This is a genomic window from Streptosporangium sp. NPDC002524, from assembly GCF_040295985.1.
Classification (GTDB): domain Bacteria; phylum Actinomycetota; class Actinomycetes; order Streptosporangiales; family Streptosporangiaceae; genus Streptosporangium.
The window spans coordinates 73,574-94,498 of record NZ_JBEOWK010000026.1 but is presented as its reverse complement, the minus strand read 5'-3'; the positions used below and the strand labels follow the sequence as shown (position 1 = coordinate 94,498).

Sequence of the window (20,925 nt, the reverse complement as noted above, 5' to 3'; positions counted from 1 at the left end):
TTCTCAACCGAGGGCTATCACCATGGCGTCGGAAGCTCGGGCGTCGGGAGCGGGCCGTACGGGGCCTACCAACTGCCATCCCCACCGCTGGTACATGGCGTGCGCGGGAGCGTCGGGATCGGCCAGCAGCGTCGCGTAGGGCGCGGGCTGCTGGGCGAGCAGCGTCTCCAGGAGCTGCCGGCCGATACCGCGCCGCCGGTAGTCCTGGTGGACGTCCAGCTCGATCACCGCGAACTTCGGCGCGGCCACGACTTCCGGGGCGGGGACGGTGGCTTCTCCGCCCCACCACCGGCCCGCCGCGAACGCGAAGCCGAAGCTGAAGCCCACGAGCTTTGCCCCGGATCGCGCCGACACCAGGGTGAAACTGTCGCTCGTCACCTGCTGGCCCGTGCGCTCAAGAAACCTCTCGCGGCTGTAGAGCGGCCCGGACAAATACGGCGGTTCGGCGTAATTCTCCCGGTACAGGCTCACGTACTCCTCGGCGAGTACCACAGCTGCGTCCTTGCCAGTCAAGTACTGGTATTCGATATCGGTCACGAGTCCTCTTTTGCTGCTGTCAGGGAAAGCCGCTCTCGATACGCGGATATGGCGGGTTGCGCCTTATGGTCTGGCGGGGCGGCGTTGGCCACACCGCGAGCGACGTGCAGCACAAATGGTGACATGTCCTCCGGGGCGATGCTCCCCACGATCGCGGCGGCATGGTTCAGCCCTTCGATGACGTCTCCGTCCAGGACTGCCGATGTTGCCTGGTGGAGACGAATCTGCGCGATTTGCCGCTTGTGGTTGGGCGGGTAGGAGCGAAGTGCCTCCTGCTGCGCGGACGCTGCTGCGGAGTCCCCGGTCAGGGTCAGGACCAGAGAGCGGGTGTGCAGCAGCCGGAGCTCCGCCCAGCCCTCCAGGGTCTCATCGCCGGTGACGGACTCGTGGAGCGTGGCGAACACGTCAGCCTGCTGGTCCACGCTGGCACGCGCCCCTGCGTGATCTCCCATGAGCGCGAGTGCGTGAGCACGGGCACCGAACGCCTCGGCTGCGGCACGGCCCGGCCGGTCAACGGTGAGAGCGAGAGCCTTATCTGCGCGCGACACCACCAACGCCAAAGGCCGGCCTTCGTAGAGCGCCTGCACAGCCTCGTAGGCGTAAGCCGCGGCGACGAACTCGTCGTCGCCGGTCTGAGCAGCTGCCCGGCGAGCAGATGTCCACCAGTCCCGTGACTCGCGAGCGTGTCCGGCGATTCCGAGAACCAGGGCCAGCAGGAACGTCAGCCGGGCGTTGACCCGCGCCCAGCTGGCTGCTTCGCGGCTAGGCACCGAGGCCAGGACTTGGTGCAGGTTCAGGAGGTCGACCGACAGGTCGCCGATCACCTGGGCCAGGGGCCGGAGGGTGATGCTGTGGGCGTGCTCCCACGCGATGTCTTCCCAGGCGTCCAGGTCAGGACCGCCGAGCCGGTCGTCCACGATGGTGCGTAGCTGCTCCAGACCTGGGAGTAGAGCAGCTGACACGCCTGCCGTCGCGGCCCCCAGAAGTAGACGTCTTCGTGCTGAGTCCATGACGACAGGATCAGGCACGGCGGAGGTTCCTGCCAGCGGCACCGACCTGGTTTTGGCAGCGTAGACGAGCCCATGCAGAGAGGTCAGGAAGCCGCCAGCGCGATAAAGCCGGTCAAGGCGTTCCACGGCTTCGATCGGAGGAAGGCGCTCGCCGCGTTCCCACCGGCCGAGTACCGAGAAATCGCTGTTGATTTCCTCCGCGACGCTCGGCAGGGACCCCCCAAAGGTGTTTCTCCACTGCCGTAAGGCTGCGCCGAAAAGGGCAGCGGGGGACGTTGTGGGGTCAACCGGGTCCGGGCGACGGGGCATGGCGGCCTCCCAGCTGTATTGGCCATTTTGGCTAATGCGATCAGCCAATACAGGGCTCTAGATGGGCGATGGGCGTCCCTCCACTATGGCACCTAAGGCAATACCGAACGCGCCTCTTATGCCCGCCTGATGGCTTATGCGCCTTTTCGGCTTCTTGTCTTCCTTGTCTTTCTTGTGCAGAAAGGGCTATCTCTGGTGACGACCTACCGCACGACGCCCCCGACCCACCGCACGGCGCCGGCAGACCGGAAACTGAACCTGGTCGACGCCAGCCACGCCCTCAACCGCCTGCGCGACCGCCTGCACACCCGAAGGCTCTACCCCACGGTGAGTTACCACGGAGGGGAGCCCGTGCTGTACGTCGACGAGATAGATGTCCAGCCCAAGGCCAGCGTGGAAGGCCTGTCCTACTGCTGGCGGAAACGAGACGCGGGCAGCGCGAAGTTCGAGGCGCCCGCCGACACCGAGGCCGAGATAGACGCCGCCGCCGGCCAGATCGCCGATCAGCTCGCCGTGCGCCGCAGGCTGACGGACGAGCAGCTGCAGACCCCCTGAACGCAGTGCGGCGACCCGCGCAGGGCATGCCCGGGTCGCCGCGCTGTCCCACTCGTGCGCCTTCGGCCGATCCGGGCGAGGGAGGCACACGAAGCGGGCGGGCCCGTCACGGGAACCGAGCGGGCCCGCCCGTGAACCACCCCTTCACCACCGAACTCGTTGGAGGACCGTGTGAGACCACAGTGGGAAGACCTGCCCCCAACGGTGCGAGAAGCCGTCGAGCAGCGGATCGGCCCGATTCTCAAAGCCGAGTCCGTGGGCAGAGACCCCGGCCGGGGCGTCGCGGTCCGCCTGCACACCGAGCACGACAGCGTGTTCTTCACGGCGCTCCTGGACAACGACCCCGACGCGCCCCGGTACGGACGGGCGCGGTGGGCGGGCACGGTGTTCGCCAGCCTCCCGCCGGACCTACCGGTGGCGAAGATGCTGTGGTCGGCCGACGCCGAAAGCTGGCTGCTGCTCATCCACGAACAACTCAGCGGCCGATCCGCAGACCTCACCCCCGGCTCACCGGACATCCCGCTCGTCACCGAAGCGGTGGCCACCCTCAACCAGATGCTCACCCCCTGCCCCGCACGGGAAGAAGCGCCGGGTATCGCCGAGAACTTCCCCCTGATCATGTCTCAGGCCGAGGAGGTGCTCAGCGGGCCGATCCAGGACCCGAAGTACCGGACGCTTTTCAAGACGGCACTGGACGGGTTCACCCCCCAGGCGCTGGACGGGGACACGCTGCTGCACTACAACCTCAGCAGCCGCAACCTGCGGATCGTCAAGGGCCGCAAACGCAACGAGAAGAACCGGGCCTACGTCACCAGCTGGATGCTCGCGGCGCGCGGCGCGGCCTGGCTCGACGCGGCGATGCTGTGCCCCCGCCTCATCATGGCCGGCCACTCCGCCTCGCAGGCCACAGCGCTGCTGCAGGCGGTACCCGCCTGGCGAGACGCCCCCCGAGGCCCTGTTGCCGCGCTGGCCGCCCTGTGGACGCTGCGGCGCATCCACAAGGCCCGGTTCGGCCCGCCGGGCAACCGAGAAGCCAATACGCGCGCCGCCCTCGTGGGCCGCGACTGGCTGGCCTCCCTCATGTGACCACCCGAAAAGGCCCCTTGAAGGGAACACCAGAGGTCATCTGGTTTCAAGGGGCGCCGGGAGCCCGCATGCCCCTGCGGGCTCCCGGCTGTTCGGCTCTGGCAGGTCCCCGTCGTAACCGGCCCCCATCCCAGGGCCGGGGGGTTCTGCCAGATGGGAGAGCCGCGTCCCGGACTTTCAGACGCCAAGCGAGTGAGTGGAGCGCAGGTGATGAAGGGCAGGACACCGGGGCGCGGCCCCCAGGAAAATCCCCGCCACACGAAGGACGCGGCGCACCCCGACGACCGGGAATGCCAGGAGACGACGATGCCTGACACCTACGCCGACGCGCGGATCGGGATCCTCACCGAATGGGCCCAGCGGTGGGTGAGTCGCAACTTCCCCCTCGACCACACCCTCGAGGAGCTGGAGCAGGTCCTGGACGGGGCCGCCCGCGACACGGTCCGCCAAGCCCGCGACGTCCTCAAAGAGGCGGCGGCCGACCTGCTCGACGGGATGCTGGCCGTCCTGGACGGCGGCTACGACGTCGTCTCCCTCACGACGCTGGATCGCATCTGCGAAGGCCTCTGCGAGGGCACGCTCGGCCGGCTCCGGCAGCGCATGACCACCACGGTGGCCGAGGTGTGCGCCGCCCTCCCCACCGCCCAGGCCGCCGCTCTGACCCACCAGTACGACCAGTGGGCCGCCGCCTCCCGGCCGTGGCATCTCATCAACGCAGGCACCCCTGCGGCACCTGACCCCTCTCGATCTGGAAAGGCACCGTGACTCCTTCTTCTCTCCTGACCTTCGAGCCCCGCCGCCTCGCCGGCCGCACCGTCTCGGCGATCGGTGCCGGCTGCTGGACCATCGGCGGATCGGCCACCAACCGCGGCGTCCCCATCGGCTGGGACGGCGTCGACCCCGACAAGGCCTACGCCGCTCTGGAGGCCGCGGCCGAGCTCGGCGTGAACTTCTTCGACACCGCCGACGTCTACGGCCTCGGCGCCTCCGAACGGCTCCTCGGGCGCCTCCTCAAGCGCCTCTTGACGCAGCTGCCCCGCAAGGACGTGGTGATCTCCAGCAAAGTCGGCTACTTCGCCGGCACCGCCGCCCACCCGTACGCCCCCATGCAGATGCGTCACCAGCTGGAGACGACCCTGACCAACCTCGGCCTGGACCGGCTGGATGTGTACTTCCTGCACTCGGCCGACTTCGGGCCCGGGGACCGCTACCTGGGGGCGGCGGCCGAGCAGATGCGCGCCTTCCAGGAAGAAGGCCTCATCGGCGCGGTCGGGATGCGCGCCCCGCACGCGTGGGCCCAGGAATGGGCCGAGGAGTGGACGGTCAGCTCCGAGCTTTCCGGCCGCGCCGGCCAGGCCCGCCGGTTCCTGCACCTGTTCTTCACGCTGCGCCCGAAGGTCTTGGCCGTTCGCCACAACCTGCTCTCCCGCCGATACCACAGCGGGGAGACCGACGTCTTCGAGTTCGCGGCGGCCCACGACGTCGAAGTGATCATCAAGCAGCCGCTCGCCCAAGGACTCCTCACCGGCTCCCACACCCCCGACCTGATCCGCAACGTCTCCAGCAGCGACCACCGCAGCATCGACCCGCAGTTCCAGCCGGCCGTCATCCGCGCCGTCCACGAGGCGCTGGCCGATGTCGCCGCGTTCTTCAGCTTTGACCGCGCCGACCTGGTGCGGGTCGCGCTGCGCTACGCCCTGCAGCACGCCCCGCAGGCGCCCGTCCTGGTCGGGTTCCGCGACGCGGCGCAGATCAGCATGAACCTCACCTGCCTGGGCGCCCCGCTCACCAGCGACGAGGTGACCCTGCTGCGCAACGTCACCGAGGAGGCCGCGCGGGTCGTCGACTCCCTTCCCCGGTTTCGGCCTGGCACCTGGCCGATACCGCCTACCCTGCCCACGACCAGCGGACCCGTTCAGGAAGGACACCAGTGAAGCACATCGAGGTCGAACGCAAGTACCAGATCGAGGACCCCGCCGCCCTCACCGCCCTCCAAGACGCCCTCATGGCGCTGGACGCCAAGCCGGGCCCGATCAGCCACCAGGTGGACACCTACTACAACGCGCCCCACCGCGACTTTCTGGACCAGGAGGTCGTCTCCGAGTGGCTGCGCGTCCGCAAGTCCAACGGCGGCTCGTCCGTCAATTTCAAGCTGTGGCACCCCGTCGACGCCGTGGCCAAGACCCACGCCGACGAGTACGAGAGCCCCGTCGCCGACCCCGAGGCGAGCTCGTCACCCGCGGCTACCCTCACATGCTGCTGGGCCGCGACCACTGAGCCCCACACCGACCACCCCGCGGGCGTCGGAGGGGGACGCTCGCGGGGCCAGACGCGGCCGTACGCCCGCCGGATGGTGAAGGCGTAGCCAACACCGGCCGCGACCGGTCCGGCCGGGAGACGAGAGCGGTCGTCTCCCGGCCGGACCTCGTCATGAGCAGGGCGTGCCGATGCTCATCAGCACCTTGTGCGCCGCTTGGGCGTCGCCGAGCGCGCGGTGGCCACCGTTCAGCGGGAACCATCGGCTGACGCGGGCCCAGGTGGAGCGCGCCTCCATCAGGCACTCCCACCGGCCGGCGGCGGGCAGGACCGCGGGATCCAGCCCGGCGTGGGCGTGAGTGGCCCGCACCGCCTTTTCATCGAAGGACGCGTTGTAGGCCAAAATCCGGCGTGTCCCGACAGCCGCCAGGACGTCGGGCAGCACCTGCTCCCACGACGGCGCACCCGCCAGCGCCGCATCGGTGATGCCATGCACAGCGCGCGCCCCAGCCTCCACAGGCACCCCGCCCGGGTTAACCAAGGCGTTCACCAAGACTCTGCCGTCGAACGCGTCCACAATGGCGATCTCGACGATAACGCCGTCCAAGCTGGTGGTCTCGGTGTCGAGGATCACCGCCTCGCCGGGCTGCTGGCAGGTCCGGGCCCAGCGGACCACTTCCCCCACTGCGGTGGACAGGATGATCTCCTCTGCGTACGGGCCGGCACCGCGGTGCTTGGCGAGCGCGGCGGCGACCTCCTCTTCGGTGGGGTGACCGTCCGCGCGCTGCTCCCAGTCGACGGTCCACCGCTGGCGCAGCCGTCGCCAAGAGGGCCACACCTCCACTGAGTAGGTGTGGCCGAGGTCGCCGCAGAAGGCGCGGATCGCCGCCGCGCGGGTGGCCGGCAACCGGGTGTGCTCACGCAGCGGCGACGGCTCCCCGGGCTTAGCCGCCCGGACCGCCTCCCAGTCCACACCGGGCACCTCGGCCAAGACGTCCTCCAGGTCGCCCACGGCATATAGCGGAACCTCCACGGTGCTGCGCCTGCCCACCTCGCGGGTGACGTACAGGCTGGGCTCCACCCACCCGGCGGCCACGATGTAGTCGAAATCGGTCCGTCTCATCTCCAAATGGACGGCCGACTCGTTCGGGCCGAGCAGACGCTCGCGGCGGACCTGCTCGACGAACTCCTCATCCCCCGACAACAGGGCGATGTCGGCTCGGCTGTAGCGGCCGAACCGGCCCAGCTCGATGTCACGCTCGTCGGCCACCCGGGCCAGGTCGTCCTCCTGCCAGCGCAGCCAGGCGGCGGCGTCGGCGGGGAGGATGGAGTCGGCCAGCCACGCCGTACGGGCGCCGATCACCTCGGTGAGCACGGCCAGCCGCTCGGGGTCGGTCGCAACGGTGCGCAGCTCGGCGACATCGTACAAGGCCCACCCCTTGTACTCGCCGACCGCCGTGACCAGGCCACGCTTGGCCAGGTCGGTGATGTCGTCGTAGGTGACCTCCAGGCCGGTCAGCTCCCCCAGCAGCTCGGCGCAGCGCCGAGCTCCCATCGGCGGCGGCGGGATCGCCTGGCGGATCTCCTGGGAACGGCCAGCCACCTCCTCGGCCAGGGCGCGCGTCCAATACGGGTACGGGTGCCGGTCGGGGTCGGGGATGAGCCCGGCGTCGCGGCCACGCCGCCAGTCCCCGTACCCCACCCCGAGCAACGTCATGAACTGCGAGTCGGACAGGTCGTCGGGGAGTTGCTCCAGGAGGTCGGCGCGTCGGGCCACGAGGTCGTCCACGACCGGGCCAGACCACCGCGGTGTCTTCAGGTCAGGGTCGGGGATGAGGGCGGCGGCGCGGGCCCGGTTCAGCTGGTCCTCGGTCCATCCCAGCGCGAGGCGGAGCTGGGTGGCGCTGTGGGCGGTGGTCCGGCGCCGAGCCACAGCGGGCGCCTGTTCGGTGGTCACCAGAAGCTCGTCGTGGCGAGCACGGCCATCACGCCGGTGCTAGTAGCGGCGGCTGCCGCCAGCGCCTCGGCCGCAGAAGCACGCCCGTGTGCGAAGACCGGCCCGCACAGCAGCACATGCTGAACGCGATCCACGAGGTCCCACCACTCGTCGGGCATCCGCACCAGGGGCTCGGGCGCCCTCCACACGGTGATGTCGTCGAACCCCTCGTCATCCACACGGGCTATCTCCTCGACGGCCCGACCTCCGATGTTCAACCGGACCCGCCACCGGGGGTCGGGGTCGGGGAAGACGGGATCTGAGCCGGGCACCGGGGGAGCGTCCCAGCGCGGCCAGGCGCAGCGGGTACTCAGGTCCTCGGCGCCGGCGGGATTGGTCTCCGGCTCCAGGAGCAGGAGCGGCAGCGGCCCGTGCGGAGTCTGTTCTATGCCGGGCAGCAGCGTGTACACCGGCCCCAGCTCGTCCTCGACGTCCGGGTCGTCCAGGTCGAGCACGACCGGCTTGATGCTGGCGCCGCTGAAGGCCCACATGTTGAGGGTGAAGTCCAGGATGGTGTCGAGGTCGTCGGGCGTCATGGCCTCCAGGGCGGCGAGGGCCGCGGCGCCGTTGTCGTCCTCGAGCGCCTGGCGGGCGAGCGGGTTCCACTCCCGGACCGGCCGGGGGACGGCGCTGCTGAGGCCCATGGGGGCGGGCATCAGGGCGGAGATGGTGGCCAGGGCGCCGACCGTGGCGCGGTTGCCGGCGAGCACCTTCGGGATGAGGGTGGCCTGGCACGACGAGCAGCCGGCGCGGCACGCGCCCACCAGGGCGGCGGCGAGCTCCAGGTCCGCCTGCTCGTACGGCGCATCGGCCAGAAAGCCGAGATCCGAAGCGGGATGCTGGTGGCCGCTCTGCTGGTGGCCGCTCTGCTTCGCCGCCGCCAGGTCGGCCAGGATGCGGGTACGGGCCCGGGTGAAAGGGATGCCCTCTGCCGCGGCGAGCGCCTTGGCGGCGTCATAGAGCTTCTTGTTGCCGGTCATGGTGATGTCCTTTGTGGCGAAGGCCCTACGCACCCCCGCGCAGGATCGTCAACGACATGACCATGGCTCAGCGGGGAACACACGCGGACTTCTGAGAAGACTTGTCCTCGTCACCGGGCGCGGCGTAGGCGCGCTGGCTCCAGCGAGAAGGCAGGAAGGCGTGAGACTCCCACCCCGGATAGTACCCGGCGGCGGCGACGATTTCAGCTGTTCTCTGCCCCTGGGACGCCGCCGATCCCGGCGGCCTGGCCCGCGTACGCGGCGCACGTCGTACTCCACAACGCGCGCCGCGCGGCGCGCGTTGTGGAGCGCCCGAGGGACTACGAACCCTCACCCTCCGGAAGTTCCCGGGACTCCCGTCAGCGGTCAGCAGGCGTGCCCGTGCCCGGGTGCCTCGCCGACGCACGCATGCCCAGCGTGGAAGCGCGGATCGCACAGTAGACCATCGGCGGGTTACCGTCTTGCCGGCATCTCGCGGTCTCCGGCGCGGGCGCCGCTCACCCCGATGATGTTGGCGTGTACATGCCAACTGGTGGAGAGATCCGTATCGGGTGGAGTGGGCTGTGAACCTCGCGGGGCCGATGGGCGTCACCTATGAGCGCCATGAGGGGCGCGCGGCCGACCTGCTACGGCCTGGGCTGACTTGCTACAGCCCCGAAGGACCGGCTGATTCGCGTTCCGTGGGGAGCGCGGGTCAGCCGGTTCTTTGTTCTCCGGCGCCGTTCGCCCCGATAGTGTTGGCATGTACATGCCAATAATGAGAGGGGTCAGCATGCCGGACGTCGGATCACGGATCATCACCGCACTGGAGGCGGCATGGGCCGACATCCAGAACAAGCACTCCGAGGTGCCCGACGTCGTGATGATCACCGGCCCGTCCGCGCAGCGAGGCGGCGACGTGTGGGGATACCACTGGGCGGAGCGCTGGACCCTCACGGACGGCTCCGGCCGCGTCCCCGAGCTGTTCCTGGCCGGCGAACTCCTCCACCACGGCGGCCGCCGGACACTCGAGACGATGCTGCACGAGGCCGCCCACGCCCTCGCCGCCGTCCGGAAGATCAAGGACACCAGCCGGTCCGGCAAGCGCTACCACAACGGCAGGTTCCGCAACCTGGCCGTCGAGCTCGGCCTGACAGCGCCAGCCGAGCCGACCAAGGATCGGGGGTACTCCAACTGCAGGCTCGGCGACGGCACCGCCATGGTCTACGCCGATACCATCGCCGCCCTGGACGCCGCCGCGGCGGTCGCCCATCTCCCGGATATCGACATCGTGATCGCCGAGATCGCGAGCGGCAAGCGTGACGGCACCTTGGGGACCGTCTCGGGAGGCGACGGCGACGAGGGCGGGGGAGAGGTCGTGGGGGCCGTCGAGCTCGGCGAGGTCACGCCGCCGAAGCCGCCTCAGAAGCCCCACCGCAGCGGCCAGCGCTACGGCGTCGAGTGCGGGTGCATCCCGCCGCGCAAGCTCCAGCTCACCCCGAAGGTCATCGACGACGGGCCGGTCCTGTGCGGCGTGTGCGAGAAGCCGTTCGCGGTGTGCGAGGAAGCCGTCTGACCCCGGCGCCGAGGCCTGCCCTGGGACGGCTCCGGAGCGCTCCGGAGGAGATGGGACGGCTACGGATAGATCCGGATGGATCCGGAGTGCTCGGGGGAAGGTGGGACGACTCCGGATCCATCCGGATGGATCCGGATGGCTGATCTTGCAGCTGCCGAGTTTTTACAGTGCTACCACTGTGCTCTACAGCGGTAGCACTGTACGGTGCTGGCATGACCTCCCAGCCCACCAAGATCAGCCACCCGCGCCACCCACTCATCGCCGCCCACCACCAGGCCCGCCGCGACCACGACCGCCTCCTCGCCCGGCACAAGCACACCGCGGCCGCGATCCTCGCCGACCTCGCCGCCCACGCCACCAGCTCCGTGACGATCTACGCCATCACCGCCCAAGACACCACCGAGGACGGCGACGAGATCCTCACCTGGCGCCGCATCGGCCCCGTCGAATACCACGGCCACCTGGCCGACCAGCACGGCTACATCGAGCTCCAGACCTCCCTGCTGCGCGCCAGCAGCCCCACCAACGACGAGGGCCTGAAGTGGGGGGCGAACATCTGGGACGTCGTCGCCGCGATCTACCCGAGCCTCGGCGACGGCGACCGCTACGGGAAGCTCATCGCCGGCGCCCACGAAGCCGCCCCGACCGTCATGATGCTGCTGGCCATCGGCGCGGCCAGCGGGCACCTGGAGTGGGACACCGACGAGACCATCGCCGCCGCGGCGCTGCGCCTCAGCCTGGACGGCGCGTGGTCGACGCGCAGCACCCCCTCCTACAACCTGCGCGAGGACCAGCGCAGACGCCACGTGACCGCCGCGACGATGGAGCTCTTAGGCCAGGTCGGCGACCTGCGCGACTACGCGACGAACTTCCTCGACAACCGGGCCGAGATCCTCGCCGCCCTCGCCGAGCAGAACATCGACCTCGGCGACCACATGCTCGACACCCAGGAAGTCGCCGACCGGGCGAGGATCGCCACCACCACCTTCACCGGCTACGTCGCACGCGAGCAAGCCCCGCAGCCCGACGCCGGGAAGAACAGCCGCAAGCCCAAGTGGCACGAGACCACCGTGACCGCCTGGCTCCTCACCCGCCGGGCCTGACCGCAGTTTGATACACCGCGGCGGCACCCAATTGAACTACTCAAACGCGGGCGGCGGCGGCACGTACCGGGCCGAGGCGGGGTTGTTGACCGGGCAGAAGTCGGCCTGCAGCCCCGTCCGCTCATCGAGGACCACAACCGTGTGCCCGCGCGGCGGGGCCTCCATCACCGGAGCGGACGAGGCGAACGGGTGAGCCGCGGCGAAGTGGCCCTCCTCCCCGCAGAACGGGCACCGGTAGGTGATGCCCGGATCCCACACCAGGTCGCGCGGCGCCCGCCTCCGCAGCGGGTCCACCCACGTGTAGGTGATCCCCTCGCACCGCGAGCACCGGAACGCGCCCGCATCCCCGGACACCGGCGTGGCATAGCCCAGGAGCCCGCACAGCAGACACCGGGCCGGGCCGGGGGACCTGATCACCAGGAACTGGGCCCGTACGTGTCGGCGCAGCTGGCCAGATAGTTGCGGAAGGCGCCGCCGGCCTTGGCGTCGGCGGCCACCAGCCACTGGTCAGCGACCTTCTCCCACCCGCCGGCGGCGTCGACCACGGGGCCGAACACGCTGGCGAGGTTCTCAGCGACCTCCACGAAGGAGTCGGGGCTCAGGACCCACCGGGTCAGGATCTCCTCGAGCACGCCCAACGCCGCGGCGTCGACCCACTTGGGCTTGATGTCGGATCCGATCTCCCAGGTCAGTTGCCGCATGGAGGCGGACTCCCACGACCCGGGCCGCCCCGCCACAAGAAGGTCCGGCGCCCGCCTGCCCGCCGCGTCCGAGGCCTTGCAAGCGACCCGGTACAGGGCGGCGGCCAGCGTGCCCGCCGCCTTCCTGCCCGCGCCGGTCAGCGCCTGGCGGAGCGCCTCGTCGTCGTCGTCCGAGGGGAGCACGACCGGGCGCACCGGGCCCCGCTCGGCGGTCAGCGCCTCAAGAGTCGTGTTCGGCTGGCCCGGCCTGCCCTGGTAGACGACGGGCACGCCGAGCGCCTTGTCCTCCTCGGTGTGCGGCTTCACCGACAGCCAGCCGTCTCCCCTGCCGTCGACCACCCGGTACGGGTACGTCTCGGTCTCAGTGTCGGTCACAGGATCCTCCAGAGCGGGTACGGGGCGGGCCGCGGTGCCCGCCAGGGTCAGCGTTCACCATCGGCTGGGCGGCTGTCTCCCCGTTCGCGGGGATCGGCCGGCCGTTGGTAGGTGAGGAGCGGGCCATCGTCGATTTGCCGACGTCGCTCCACCTCCACGGCCCAGCCCTCGTCAGAATTTCGGACTCTCACCGCCTCGGCGATCGCCGCATCGAGCGCGTCCTGGGCGGCCTGCTCTCGGAGCCGGGTGTACTTTCCCTCCAGCTCGGCGAGGCGGGCCAGGCCCTCGGCGTCGGCAACGAACGGGGCGACCTCGGGCGACAGCACGCTGAACGACAGCGGGAACCGCGCCCACCCGATCAGCTGGTAGGTCTGCCCTTGCGCGCGGCGCCCGATCACGAGCCGGGCGTTCCGCAGGTCCCGCAGGCTCTGCCACGCGGCCTGCTGCTCGACGGTGAGGCCGTCGTACCATCGGGCCCGATCAAGTGGCTTCGCCGGGATCGGCGCGGGCAGCAGGGCCTTGAGCCGCCGGATCTCCGCGGTGAGGGGAGCTCGCACAGCCGTGGACAGCGCCACGTACAGCGCGTCCATCTCGGCCAGCTCCGCCGCGGTGAGATAGTGCTCGTGCCCGGCCGGGACGCGCTCCAACGGCAGGCAGAAACTCCGCACCGAATGCTCGGCAGCGGCGGCCCACTCCTCGCGGGTGGACCAGGCGTAGCGGCTCATCGGGTGCGCTCCGATCCTTCATCCGGGGGGTTCACCGTACGGCGCGAAGCCAGGTAGAACGTCATCCGCAGGCCGGGACGACTCGCACCCCACATCGGCGCGTCCACGGGCAGGGGCAGGACTTCCACATGGGGCTGTGCGACCGGCGGCCACCCGCATGTCTCCACCGTGGCGAGTACCCGCTCGGCCTTGTCGTACAGGGCCCGCCGTATCTCGCTGGCCGACAGCCGCTCGTAGTCCCTCGGGGAGAGCCACGCCTGGCCGTACAGGGTTACAGCGCCGGACTCATACCGGGATTCCCAGCGTGCGGCGCCCAGGTGCTCCCCGACCGCGGCCAGGAGCTCGCGCAGCTCTTGCGGCCCGAACCACTCGACTCCGGCGGCCGCGCTCATGAGGCGACCTGCGCGGCCTGTGCGTCCAGCGCCCGCTCGAACCGGATCCGCCAGTCCTCGGCCTGCAGATCCAGGACCGACAGGCGGTGCCCGTACCGGAAGTCATCCCACCCGTCCGGCTCCAGCTCCAGCCGCTGCGTCTTCGACAGGCGGCGCAGCTCCTGCATGCCGACCCGCCACTGCTCGGCGACGTCCAGGGCGTCGAACAGCTCCTCACGCTCCTCCTCCCGGTAGCTGTCGCGCTCGTCTTCCCCCAGCTCCTCCCACGCCGCCGGGTAGTCGCGCCAGGAGGCCGGGATCGGGTCGGTGCCCTCCGGCGGCGTCCAGCCGGAGGTGGCCACGGAGGGGAAGAAGTTGCCGGCCAAGCTGCCGTTCATGACGACCGGCTCGTCGTCGCGGGAGCGCAGGAACTCGGCGACTTCCCGCCACCCGGTTTCCAGCCACGAGGTGGCGCTCCCGCTGGTGACGGAGAACCCCCGCCGCAGCACGCCCTCGGCCAAGCCTCGGTCGATGAGACCGGCCAGCCACGCCCGGTTCGGACCCTCGACGTAGCCGTGGATCTCGGCCTGGCCGTAGATGCGGGCGGCGAGCTTCACTGTGTCGGAGCCGACCTGCAGCGCCGTGTTGAACGCCAGGTCGAACGTCGCCACCGGCCGCCCCCCGTAGGCCTGGCCGGGGTGCCTGCCGTACACCATGAGCCCATCGTCACCGAGGTGGAACGCGGTGAGGTAGGACGACGCCCACCGGTCGAGTTGCTCCAGATCGGTATCGGTGACGCGCTGCCGGGACAAGGAGTGGCTGGGCGGCACCATCTCCTGGAGCCGTTCGAGGATGTCGACCCCTCTGGGGTCCATCAGTCCTTCCGCGATGCGCCGGCACAGCCTGCTGAGCCGCGCGTACTCCGGCCCGAGCAGCTCGGCCTGCCCCGAGGGGGAGGCGAAGTAGATACGGCTCACACCATCACGTCCTTGGTCACCTCGTACACCTCGGCCACCTGCCCACCCTCGTTGAACTCGACCCGGCCGGTCGGCCGGCCGACACCGTACCCCCATCCGTCCACCGGGGGCACGACTACCAGCGGCTCACCGTTCATGCTCGCCCGGTCGACCCACCGGCCCTCCCACCCCTCCGGCACCCACCCGTTCGGCACGTCCGGCGCGGCCCGGTACACGATCTGCTCGGTGGCGCCGGGGACCGCGCGCAGGGCTACGGCGTACACCGCGGTGTATCCGCTCTGCAGCGACCACAGAGCCCACTCCAGATCGCCGCCCTCGGCGGTGTCGTCGTCGGTCAGGTCATGGACGTAGGTGATGAAGGGCTGGTTGTCGAGGAGCTCGGCGAGCCGCTCGGTCACGCGGGCGAGAGCCCTGTCGCGGTCCTGGGCCAGGAGGTCGGTGGCCACGATCTCGCGGGCCCACCGGTACGGGCGAGTCCCGGGCGGGCACAGCCCTTCCAGGTCCTTGAGGATGCTCACAGTTCTTCCTTCCGGTTCGGTGGGGAAATGCCGGTACGGGCGGCCCCGGTCAGGGCCGCCCGTACGAGGTGGTGACGGGTCAGGGAAGGTCGCCCCGGAAGATCGCGGCGGCGGCTTCGTAGCGGCTGATCTTGGCCTCCAGGGCGGGCACCTTGGCCGCCTCGTCGGCGAGGGCGGCGTTTTCCTTGCGCAGGTCGGTGACCTCCTCTTCCAGGGCGGTCACCTGGTCGCTGAGTTCGTGGATGCGGACCGTCCTGGCGACGATGTCGTCCTCCAGGACGGTGATGCGGGCCGTGGCGGCGCGGGCGGCGTTGAGGATCTCGATCACGCGGGTGATCTCGGCATCGTCGACCGGGGCGGGCGGTGCGGGGGCCGCAGCGGCGGGGCTGGTCGTCTTGGCGGCCTTGGCGGCCTTGGCGGGGGGCGGGGTCGGCACCGGCCTGCGCTCGCTGGCGGGGACGTCGCGCCACTCGTTGCGCAGCCACCAGATCGGGGAGGGCTTGGCCTGCTTGTCCTGGCACTTCCACAGCCCGGCGTTGGTCAGGAAGACGCTGATCTGCCGGACGTACTCGTCGTCCCACTCCGGGCACAGGGTGCGGATCTGCTGCCCCATGGCGCCGTGCCACAGCACGCCGGGCTGCCCGGCGTTGCTGCCGGGCTTGTCCCCCCGGTCGGCGGCTTCGTCGCGGACCAGGTCCCACACGAGGCGGGCGTCGGTGAGCAGGTCCCGGGCGGGGGTGGCCGGGGTGATGTGGGCGGTTTCCATGATCGTGGGCATGCTTTCGCTTTCGGTGTGGGTGGCGGGGGCGAAGTGGGCGTAGACCTCGGGGGCGCGGTCGCGGATCAGCCGGGCCAAGGCCTCGCCGCTGGGGTCTGCGGCGGACACCTGGAGGAGTCCGCCGCGGATGCGGACGGCCACGCCGGAGGCGTCGGCGCGCTCAAGCAGGGTCTGGATGGGGCTCGCCATGTCGAGGTCCTCCTGGGCGTCGTCGTCGGCGGTGGTGGGGGCGTCCGCCTCCAGGGGGTGGGCCAGGCGCGTGAGCCGGTTGCGGTAGCTGCTCAGGTTCTGGCCGATGGCCTTCAAGGGGACGGTCACCGTCCGGCCGGTGGCCGAGTTGGTGACGACCCACTCGCGGCCGAGCTTGACCGCGTCGAACTTGTGCTCTTTGCATGCCTTGCGGACGAGCTGGTCGACGTCGCTGGCGCGGCTCACGTGGTCTCACCTCGGGTGTGGGAGTGGCGGGGGTGTGCAGGGGGGCTTGTGGCGCTGGACCCGCCCACCCCTCTTGCTCACACGTATATTGGCATATGATCCTTACGAATGTCCAATTAACGGGGGGCGAGGGGTGTAAGTGTGTGAGCCCATCGGCAGAAGAAGAGACGGGAGCGGGCAGGACCCGCTCAACGGCCCCCGGCTCCCCTGCCGAGATGAGCCTCCGATCGGCTTCATCAGTGTCCGATCGGCTTCGGTCGGCTTCAGCACCGCCAGTGCACAAACCATGTGACCTGGCCCACACCCGCGCCTCAGAGCAGTTCGACGCCCCCCAGCACGCCCCCATCGCCAAAGGTCACCCACACGACACGGCCCTGCGGATCGCGGGCATGGCGCCACTCACCCATGGGCACCCGCACCACGCTGGAGATCTCCGCTCCCGGCGCCAGCTCCAGGCCTGAGGCGGCGAGGAAGTCCTCCAGGGCGATGTCCCCGTCCATGCCCGGCTCGCCGAAGCGCGCGAGGAGACCATTCGGGACGTCCGCCCAGGTGCTGGGGTCGGGGCCGGGGTAGGCGTCGACGGTCCCGATGCCGGACCGGTAGCGCAGGTAGAGGTACTGGCCTGCCGTGGTCCAGGCACTCCACTCCGATGGACACGCCGAGCAGGTCTGCACGGCCTTCGCCAGGAGCAGGGGCGCCGGGCGCGGCTCCGGCGGACCCGAGTGACGCGCCCACTCCGCAGGCGACATCCATCTGATGGGCTCCGTCAAGAGCGCCGGCGAGTACACCGGCCCCGCGAGCGTCTTGTCTATGGCCGCACGGAGCGTCTCCAGGAAGACCGAACGTTCCCTGTCCTGCTGCAGGGCCCGCTCGTCCTCGCTGACGACAGCCGCGGCCACCACCGCGCGCAGCCGCTCCAGGCGGGCCTCGTCCTCCGCGTCGCCGCCGCAGTCGTGGCGAAAGGTCTCAGCCTCGTCGATCGTCTGGGAGAGCTCGGCGCGGTCCACGACGACCATGCCCCGTACGGCGAGGGCGCGCAGGACGTCGCCCGCGAGCGCCGCCGCCTCGGCGTAGCCGATCCCCTCACCCTCGACGTGGCGCAGAACGCCGGCGATCACCTCGGCGGGCGTCACGGCTTCCAACTGCTGTCGTAGGCCGGGTGCTGCCCGCGGTAGACCGACACCCGCAGCGCGAGCGCGGCATACAAGCCGTGCAGCTCCCCGGCCGGGGCACTCGTCCGCTTCTCGTAGTACTCCCGCGCTTCCTCGTACTGGCGGATCAGCTCCCGGCCCGCGGCGATGTCACGCAACGCCCAGGAGGGGGGATACAGGTCGGCGTGCTTGACGGAGCCGTCAGTGATGGAGCGGTCGACGTTCCAGGCGTACTCGGTGTCGCTGGTCTTCTCCGCGGCGGCCTGGCGCTCGTCGAGCCGGGCCGCGAAGAACGCGACCATCGCGCGGCCGGGGTCGGTCTCAAGATCCACCACGGTGGCCACGATGGTGGTGGTGCCGAGCTCCTCGGCCACGCGCAGGGCCTGGCGGATCTCGACGGCATCCGGCCGCTGGGCGAAGCTCGGGGTCTCGATCACGTTGAGGCCCAGGACGTGGATGGCCTGCGCGGCGATCAGGTTTCGTACGTACCCAGCCTCGGAGTCGTCGAGGTCGAGCACGCGCTGCACCTGCCTGGCCTCGGCCTCGTCGAAGGCGCAGATCGCCGTGTAGGCGAGCGGGCGGGGCGGCATGTCGGTGGTCATCGCTTCTCTCTCTGGCTGGGGTGCGGCTTCTGCACGGCGCAGCACGAGCGCAGCTGCCGGAGGATGAGGCCGGCGTCCGGGCGCTCGCAGAAGCGGGGCGTCTCAATCACGTACACCTCCACCCGCAAGAGCCCGTGGAAGGACTCCGCGGAGACGGGGTAGATGGAGTTGCCGCGAGTCAGGCCTGCCTCGCGGCGGACCTGCTCGGCCTCGGCGCCGTCGAAGGCGCAGATGATGGTGAGGGTCTTCTCCCCTGGCCGTTCGTCAGGAGGAGGGGGAGCGGTAGCGATCATGTCGGTTCCTCGGCTGGTCGGTGGGTTGCACGGAGCCCCGGGGCCGGTGCCCGGGTGAAGGCGCCGGCACCCCGAGGGGAGGTCAGCGGGTGGCCAGGCGGGGCGGCTGGCCACGGTGGGGCCGGTCGACGCGGTGGCCGCCGGGGTGGGTGCGCGTCAGCGTGCGCGGGCGGCGCTGCTCGGCGGCCGGGCGGACCAGCGGCCGACGCGCGGGGCGGGTCGGCAGGAGGCGGCGCAGCGGAGCGACCGGCGCCACGCGCGGCGCCGGGACGGTGTGCGCGTCCAGGTCCTCGGGGGAGACGCCGGTGTGGGTCTCGACGGTGCCGTCGTCGGTGTAGACGAAGGCCTCGGCGGGGCCGTTGATCGCATCCCACGCCGCGGCCGCGGAGGCGAACCGGCGCCCGGCCCGCTCGGCGGCGCGCTGCTCGAGCAGCACCTGCTCGGCCTGGTAGCTCGCCTCGGCCACCGCGATCGCCTCCTGCAGCCGGGCGCGCGACTCCGCCTCCCCGCGCGCCATGTTGGCCTGCCACACCTGGTAGCGGCGCGCGGCTTCCTGCCCGCCGTACAGCGGCGGCAGCTCCTTGGCCTCCTCGGCGGCCGGGGCGACGTCGACGGCGTTCCACGCGATCAGCGCTTGCCGGCCGTCCGCCGTGAGGGTCACCGGGCCGCCGCCCGTCGTCAGGAAGCCCGCGGCCTCTAGGACCTGGACCCGGGTACGGGACACCGCCCGGCCCCGGCCGCCGCGCACGCCGCTGCGGTAGAAGCCGCGCCCGTCCTGGTGGAGCTCGCCGGCAGCGGCCAGGCTCACCGCCGCGGCGTGCGCGGCCGTCCAGCCGAGCCGGGCGGCCTGCTCCTGGCGGCGGTAGTCGTCGAGGACGTCCTGGTCGTGCGTCATGGGTGCGCTCCATCTCTGCAGGAAGGGAGAGGGGTGCCTGCCTGGACGGCCCAGGACCGGAACGGCCACAGAACACCCCCCCTCATCTTACACTGATTTTGGCCTATGGCGCTTACATTGATCGAGTTCGCGAGGTCAACCTGCGGGGTCGGACAGGCTCCCCCGCAGGAGAGGGTGACCAGCGGCGAAGACCGGCTCAGGCCGCCCGGTCGTGTTCTCCACCCACCCGGCCCCGGACCGCAGCGGCTCACCCCGGCCCAACCTCCACGGCCACGCGACGGGCAGCCGCTGTGACCAGCGGGTCCGGTCCGCCCCGAACGTCGGCTCGAGCGCCTCCCCCGGCGACAGCAACCCGAGCAGCACCAGAAGCCGCGTCGCGTCCAGGTGCTCGCGGATGATCCGCGCCGCCTCCCGCACCTGGGCGGCCCGCTCGGCTTCCGCGCGCCGCCGCCGGTTCTCCTCGGCGTGCTCGAAGAGCTGGGCCAGGTCGAGGTGGACGACGTGCCCGCACCGGTAGCGGCCCCTCCAGTCGTGCATCGACCACGACCACTCGACCAGGTCACCGGACAGGCAGCGCGGGCACAGCCGCACGCAGCCCGGCCGGTGCCCCTCCTCGGGCCGGGCCGCCCCGCACTCCGGGCACCGCGTCCTCACCGAGCCTCGATCGCCACGTAGAAGGGACCTTGCACCTCGTCGGCGAACCGGTTGGCGGCCGACAGCGCCCGGCTGAGCCGGTCTGTCGGTCCCAGGCCGAGACCGGCCGTGGCGTGGAGCGCGGCGAGCGCGGCGGGGGCGCCGGCCCCGAGGGCGGTGAACTCCTCGGTGCACTCCTCGACCTCGTACTCGGCGTCGTGGCGGGCCTCGATCGTGAACAGCTGGCCACGGACCCCGAGCAGGAACGTCCCCTCGGTCCGGCTCTTGCGCTCCTCCTTGTTTGCGTCCCTGGCGCCGCTCAGGCACTTGCGCAGCACGGGCACGAGCTTCGTGATCACGAAGTGGTGGACGTCTTCGGCCGATCCCTCAGGGGGCGCTGCGAGCAGGTATCGCCGCTCGCGCTCCTTGAGCATGTACTTCAAGATCGTCTCCGGCCGGTAGGCGCCGGTGAACCCGAGCACGTACGGGCCGAGGCCGAACACCTTCGGCTGGGCGAGGTGGCGCAGCTCCTCCAGCGCGGACGCGGGCGCGGTGTCGCCGCCCAGGAGCACGCGGTCCTCGTGGACGAGTCCAGCGATGACGGTCATGATCCCTCCACCGGCGGGCAGGGCCGCGTGTCGCAGAAGACCCACCGGTCCCCGTCCGGGCTGTCGCCGATATAGCGAGGCATGACCGACAGGCAGGTGAGGGCTACGACCAGGCAGGTGACCCACAGCGCCAGATGCGTCCGCCAGGTGCCGTGCCCGGAGGCCGAGAGCACGAGGTTGCCGAGGCCGAGGCAGCCCATCATGGAGAACAGCGCGAGGACCGCGCACACCCAGACGAACAGGACCTGCAGAGCGAAGATCACACGTCCTCCCCGCCGTAGTAGACGGTTCCGATCACACGCGCTGGAGCTGCGTCGTTGCGGTCACACAGCCGATGAATACGTCGGAGCGCCTGCGTCCGGGTGAAGCCGTGACGCCCCGGGAAGCCGCCGCGCAGCTTCCATTCCGGCGAGCCGGAGAACATCACCTGGGCCCGCCAGGTGATGAGCCCGACCTTCTCCACGTGGATCCTGTAG

General features: G+C 70.8%; 26 protein-coding genes. 7 read left to right on the top strand and 19 right to left on the bottom strand.

What is annotated here, in order from left to right; translation table 11 throughout:
- Positions 1 to 3 precede the first annotated feature (3 nt).
- Both ABT053_RS34550 and ABT053_RS34545 read right to left on the bottom strand, forming a co-directional pair.
- Entirely contained in the window at positions 4 to 537 is a 534-nt protein-coding gene (locus tag ABT053_RS34550; RefSeq protein ID WP_350974937.1) for a GNAT family N-acetyltransferase, read from the bottom strand.
- On the bottom strand, positions 534 to 1,856 hold the full coding sequence (locus ABT053_RS34545; RefSeq protein ID WP_350975004.1) for a helix-turn-helix domain-containing protein: 1,323 nt from the start codon (positions 1,854 to 1,856) through the stop codon (positions 534 to 536). The genes ABT053_RS34550 and ABT053_RS34545 overlap by 4 nt, the downstream gene beginning before the upstream one ends.
- Positions 1,857 to 2,051: 195 nt before the next feature.
- Here ABT053_RS34545 and ABT053_RS34540 point away from each other — a divergent pair, with 195 nt between their 5' ends.
- From ABT053_RS34540 to ABT053_RS34520, 5 genes are all read left to right on the top strand, one after another.
- Complete coding sequence (locus ABT053_RS34540; RefSeq protein WP_350974935.1) at positions 2,052 to 2,411, top strand: hypothetical protein; 360 nt, start codon at positions 2,052 to 2,054, stop codon at positions 2,409 to 2,411.
- A 171-nt stretch (positions 2,412 to 2,582) separates the two neighbouring features.
- Positions 2,583 to 3,497: a hypothetical protein gene (locus ABT053_RS34535; RefSeq protein ID WP_350974933.1), complete on the top strand. Its 915-nt coding sequence runs from the start codon at positions 2,583 to 2,585 to the stop codon at positions 3,495 to 3,497.
- 306 nt (positions 3,498 to 3,803) lie between these two features.
- Positions 3,804 to 4,262 (top strand): hypothetical protein, encoded by a 459-nt coding sequence (locus tag ABT053_RS34530; RefSeq protein WP_350974931.1) that lies wholly within the window; start codon positions 3,804 to 3,806, stop codon positions 4,260 to 4,262.
- Complete coding sequence (locus tag ABT053_RS34525) at positions 4,259 to 5,431, top strand: aldo/keto reductase (protein ID WP_350974929.1); 1,173 nt, start codon at positions 4,259 to 4,261, stop codon at positions 5,429 to 5,431. The genes ABT053_RS34530 and ABT053_RS34525 overlap by 4 nt, the downstream gene beginning before the upstream one ends.
- Positions 5,428 to 5,862: a CYTH domain-containing protein gene (locus ABT053_RS34520; protein ID WP_350974928.1), complete on the top strand. Its 435-nt coding sequence runs from the start codon at positions 5,428 to 5,430 to the stop codon at positions 5,860 to 5,862. Before ABT053_RS34525 ends, ABT053_RS34520 begins: the two co-directional genes overlap by 4 nt.
- Positions 5,863 to 5,925: 63 nt before the next feature.
- Here ABT053_RS34520 and ABT053_RS34515 read toward each other — a convergent pair whose 3' ends face one another.
- Both ABT053_RS34515 and ABT053_RS34510 read right to left on the bottom strand, forming a co-directional pair.
- Positions 5,926 to 7,710 (bottom strand): 3'-5' exonuclease, encoded by a 1,785-nt coding sequence (locus ABT053_RS34515; RefSeq protein ID WP_350974925.1) that lies wholly within the window; start codon positions 7,708 to 7,710, stop codon positions 5,926 to 5,928.
- Entirely contained in the window at positions 7,707 to 8,729 is a 1,023-nt protein-coding gene (locus ABT053_RS34510) for a hypothetical protein (protein ID WP_350974923.1), read from the bottom strand. Before ABT053_RS34510 ends, ABT053_RS34515 begins: the two co-directional genes overlap by 4 nt.
- 772 nt (positions 8,730 to 9,501) lie before the next feature.
- Here ABT053_RS34510 and ABT053_RS34505 point away from each other — a divergent pair.
- The gene (locus tag ABT053_RS34505) at positions 9,502 to 10,284 is read left to right on the top strand and encodes a hypothetical protein (protein ID WP_350974922.1); all 783 of its coding nucleotides are present in this window, start codon (positions 9,502 to 9,504) and stop codon (positions 10,282 to 10,284) included.
- 212 nt (positions 10,285 to 10,496) lie between these two features.
- Positions 10,497 to 11,387: a hypothetical protein gene (locus ABT053_RS34500; RefSeq protein WP_350974920.1), complete on the top strand. Its 891-nt coding sequence runs from the start codon at positions 10,497 to 10,499 to the stop codon at positions 11,385 to 11,387.
- A gap of 36 nt (positions 11,388 to 11,423) precedes the next feature.
- On the opposite strand, the gene ABT053_RS34495 is transcribed toward ABT053_RS34500, so the two are convergent.
- From ABT053_RS34495 to ABT053_RS34425, 15 genes are all read right to left on the bottom strand, one after another.
- On the bottom strand, positions 11,424 to 11,741 hold the full coding sequence (locus ABT053_RS34495; protein WP_350974919.1) for a hypothetical protein: 318 nt from the start codon (positions 11,739 to 11,741) through the stop codon (positions 11,424 to 11,426).
- Positions 11,742 to 11,800: 59 nt separating this feature from the next.
- On the bottom strand, positions 11,801 to 12,463 hold the full coding sequence (locus ABT053_RS34490) for a hypothetical protein (protein WP_350974918.1): 663 nt from the start codon (positions 12,461 to 12,463) through the stop codon (positions 11,801 to 11,803).
- Positions 12,464 to 12,510: 47 nt separating this feature from the next.
- Positions 12,511 to 13,188, bottom strand: a complete 678-nt coding sequence (locus ABT053_RS34485) for a hypothetical protein (RefSeq protein WP_350974916.1) — start codon at positions 13,186 to 13,188, stop codon at positions 12,511 to 12,513.
- Positions 13,185 to 13,580: a hypothetical protein gene (locus tag ABT053_RS34480; protein WP_350974915.1), complete on the bottom strand. Its 396-nt coding sequence runs from the start codon at positions 13,578 to 13,580 to the stop codon at positions 13,185 to 13,187. The genes ABT053_RS34485 and ABT053_RS34480 overlap by 4 nt, the downstream gene beginning before the upstream one ends.
- Entirely contained in the window at positions 13,577 to 14,536 is a 960-nt protein-coding gene (locus tag ABT053_RS34475; RefSeq protein ID WP_350974914.1) for a hypothetical protein, read from the bottom strand. The genes ABT053_RS34480 and ABT053_RS34475 overlap by 4 nt, the downstream gene beginning before the upstream one ends.
- A complete protein-coding gene (locus ABT053_RS34470; RefSeq protein ID WP_350974912.1) occupies positions 14,533 to 15,054 on the bottom strand; it encodes a hypothetical protein in 522 nt (173 codons plus the stop codon). Before ABT053_RS34470 ends, ABT053_RS34475 begins: the two co-directional genes overlap by 4 nt.
- A 79-nt stretch (positions 15,055 to 15,133) precedes the next feature.
- The gene (locus ABT053_RS34465; protein ID WP_350974911.1) at positions 15,134 to 16,267 is read right to left on the bottom strand and encodes a hypothetical protein; all 1,134 of its coding nucleotides are present in this window, start codon (positions 16,265 to 16,267) and stop codon (positions 15,134 to 15,136) included.
- A 311-nt stretch (positions 16,268 to 16,578) separates the two neighbouring features.
- Positions 16,579 to 17,409, bottom strand: coding sequence for a hypothetical protein (locus tag ABT053_RS34460; protein ID WP_350974910.1), 831 nt, complete (start codon positions 17,407 to 17,409; stop codon positions 16,579 to 16,581).
- Positions 17,397 to 18,020 carry a DUF6221 family protein gene (locus ABT053_RS34455; protein WP_350974909.1) on the bottom strand — a complete coding sequence of 208 codons (624 nt, stop codon included), beginning with the start codon at positions 18,018 to 18,020 and terminating at the stop codon, positions 17,397 to 17,399. Before ABT053_RS34455 ends, ABT053_RS34460 begins: the two co-directional genes overlap by 13 nt.
- A complete protein-coding gene (locus ABT053_RS34450) occupies positions 18,017 to 18,313 on the bottom strand; it encodes a hypothetical protein (protein WP_350974907.1) in 297 nt (98 codons plus the stop codon). The genes ABT053_RS34455 and ABT053_RS34450 overlap by 4 nt, the downstream gene beginning before the upstream one ends.
- 82 nt (positions 18,314 to 18,395) lie before the next feature.
- Positions 18,396 to 19,208, bottom strand: a complete 813-nt coding sequence (locus ABT053_RS34445; protein ID WP_350974906.1) for a hypothetical protein — start codon at positions 19,206 to 19,208, stop codon at positions 18,396 to 18,398.
- 135 nt (positions 19,209 to 19,343) lie between these two features.
- Positions 19,344 to 19,862, bottom strand: a complete 519-nt coding sequence (locus tag ABT053_RS34440; protein WP_350974905.1) for a hypothetical protein — start codon at positions 19,860 to 19,862, stop codon at positions 19,344 to 19,346.
- Positions 19,859 to 20,449: a hypothetical protein gene (locus ABT053_RS34435; RefSeq protein ID WP_350974903.1), complete on the bottom strand. Its 591-nt coding sequence runs from the start codon at positions 20,447 to 20,449 to the stop codon at positions 19,859 to 19,861. The genes ABT053_RS34440 and ABT053_RS34435 overlap by 4 nt, the downstream gene beginning before the upstream one ends.
- Complete coding sequence (locus tag ABT053_RS34430; RefSeq protein ID WP_350974901.1) at positions 20,446 to 20,712, bottom strand: hypothetical protein; 267 nt, start codon at positions 20,710 to 20,712, stop codon at positions 20,446 to 20,448. The genes ABT053_RS34435 and ABT053_RS34430 overlap by 4 nt, the downstream gene beginning before the upstream one ends.
- The gene (locus ABT053_RS34425) at positions 20,709 to 20,912 is read right to left on the bottom strand and encodes a hypothetical protein (RefSeq protein WP_350974899.1); all 204 of its coding nucleotides are present in this window, start codon (positions 20,910 to 20,912) and stop codon (positions 20,709 to 20,711) included. The genes ABT053_RS34430 and ABT053_RS34425 overlap by 4 nt, the downstream gene beginning before the upstream one ends.
- Positions 20,913 to 20,925: the final 13 nt, after the last annotated feature.

Excerpts from the sequence above, each read along its gene's own strand:
- ABT053_RS34545 (WP_350975004.1), bottom strand. The coding sequence starts at position 1,856 with ATGCCCCGTCGCCCGGACCCGGTTGACCCCACAACGTCCCCCGCTGCC.
- ABT053_RS34530 (WP_350974931.1), top strand. The coding sequence starts at position 3,804 with ATGCCTGACACCTACGCCGACGCGCGGATCGGGATCCTCACCGAATGG.
- ABT053_RS34510 (WP_350974923.1), bottom strand. The coding sequence starts at position 8,729 with ATGACCGGCAACAAGAAGCTCTATGACGCCGCCAAGGCGCTCGCCGCG.
- ABT053_RS34505 (WP_350974922.1), top strand. The coding sequence starts at position 9,502 with ATGCCGGACGTCGGATCACGGATCATCACCGCACTGGAGGCGGCATGG.
- ABT053_RS34500 (WP_350974920.1), top strand. The coding sequence starts at position 10,497 with ATGACCTCCCAGCCCACCAAGATCAGCCACCCGCGCCACCCACTCATC.
- ABT053_RS34485 (WP_350974916.1), bottom strand. The coding sequence starts at position 13,188 with ATGAGCCGCTACGCCTGGTCCACCCGCGAGGAGTGGGCCGCCGCTGCC.
- ABT053_RS34480 (WP_350974915.1), bottom strand. The coding sequence starts at position 13,580 with ATGAGCGCGGCCGCCGGAGTCGAGTGGTTCGGGCCGCAAGAGCTGCGC.
- ABT053_RS34455 (WP_350974909.1), bottom strand. The coding sequence starts at position 18,020 with ATGACCACCGACATGCCGCCCCGCCCGCTCGCCTACACGGCGATCTGC.
- ABT053_RS34450 (WP_350974907.1), bottom strand. The coding sequence starts at position 18,313 with ATGATCGCTACCGCTCCCCCTCCTCCTGACGAACGGCCAGGGGAGAAG.
- ABT053_RS34445 (WP_350974906.1), bottom strand. The coding sequence starts at position 19,208 with ATGACGCACGACCAGGACGTCCTCGACGACTACCGCCGCCAGGAGCAG.
- ABT053_RS34435 (WP_350974903.1), bottom strand. The coding sequence starts at position 20,449 with ATGACCGTCATCGCTGGACTCGTCCACGAGGACCGCGTGCTCCTGGGC.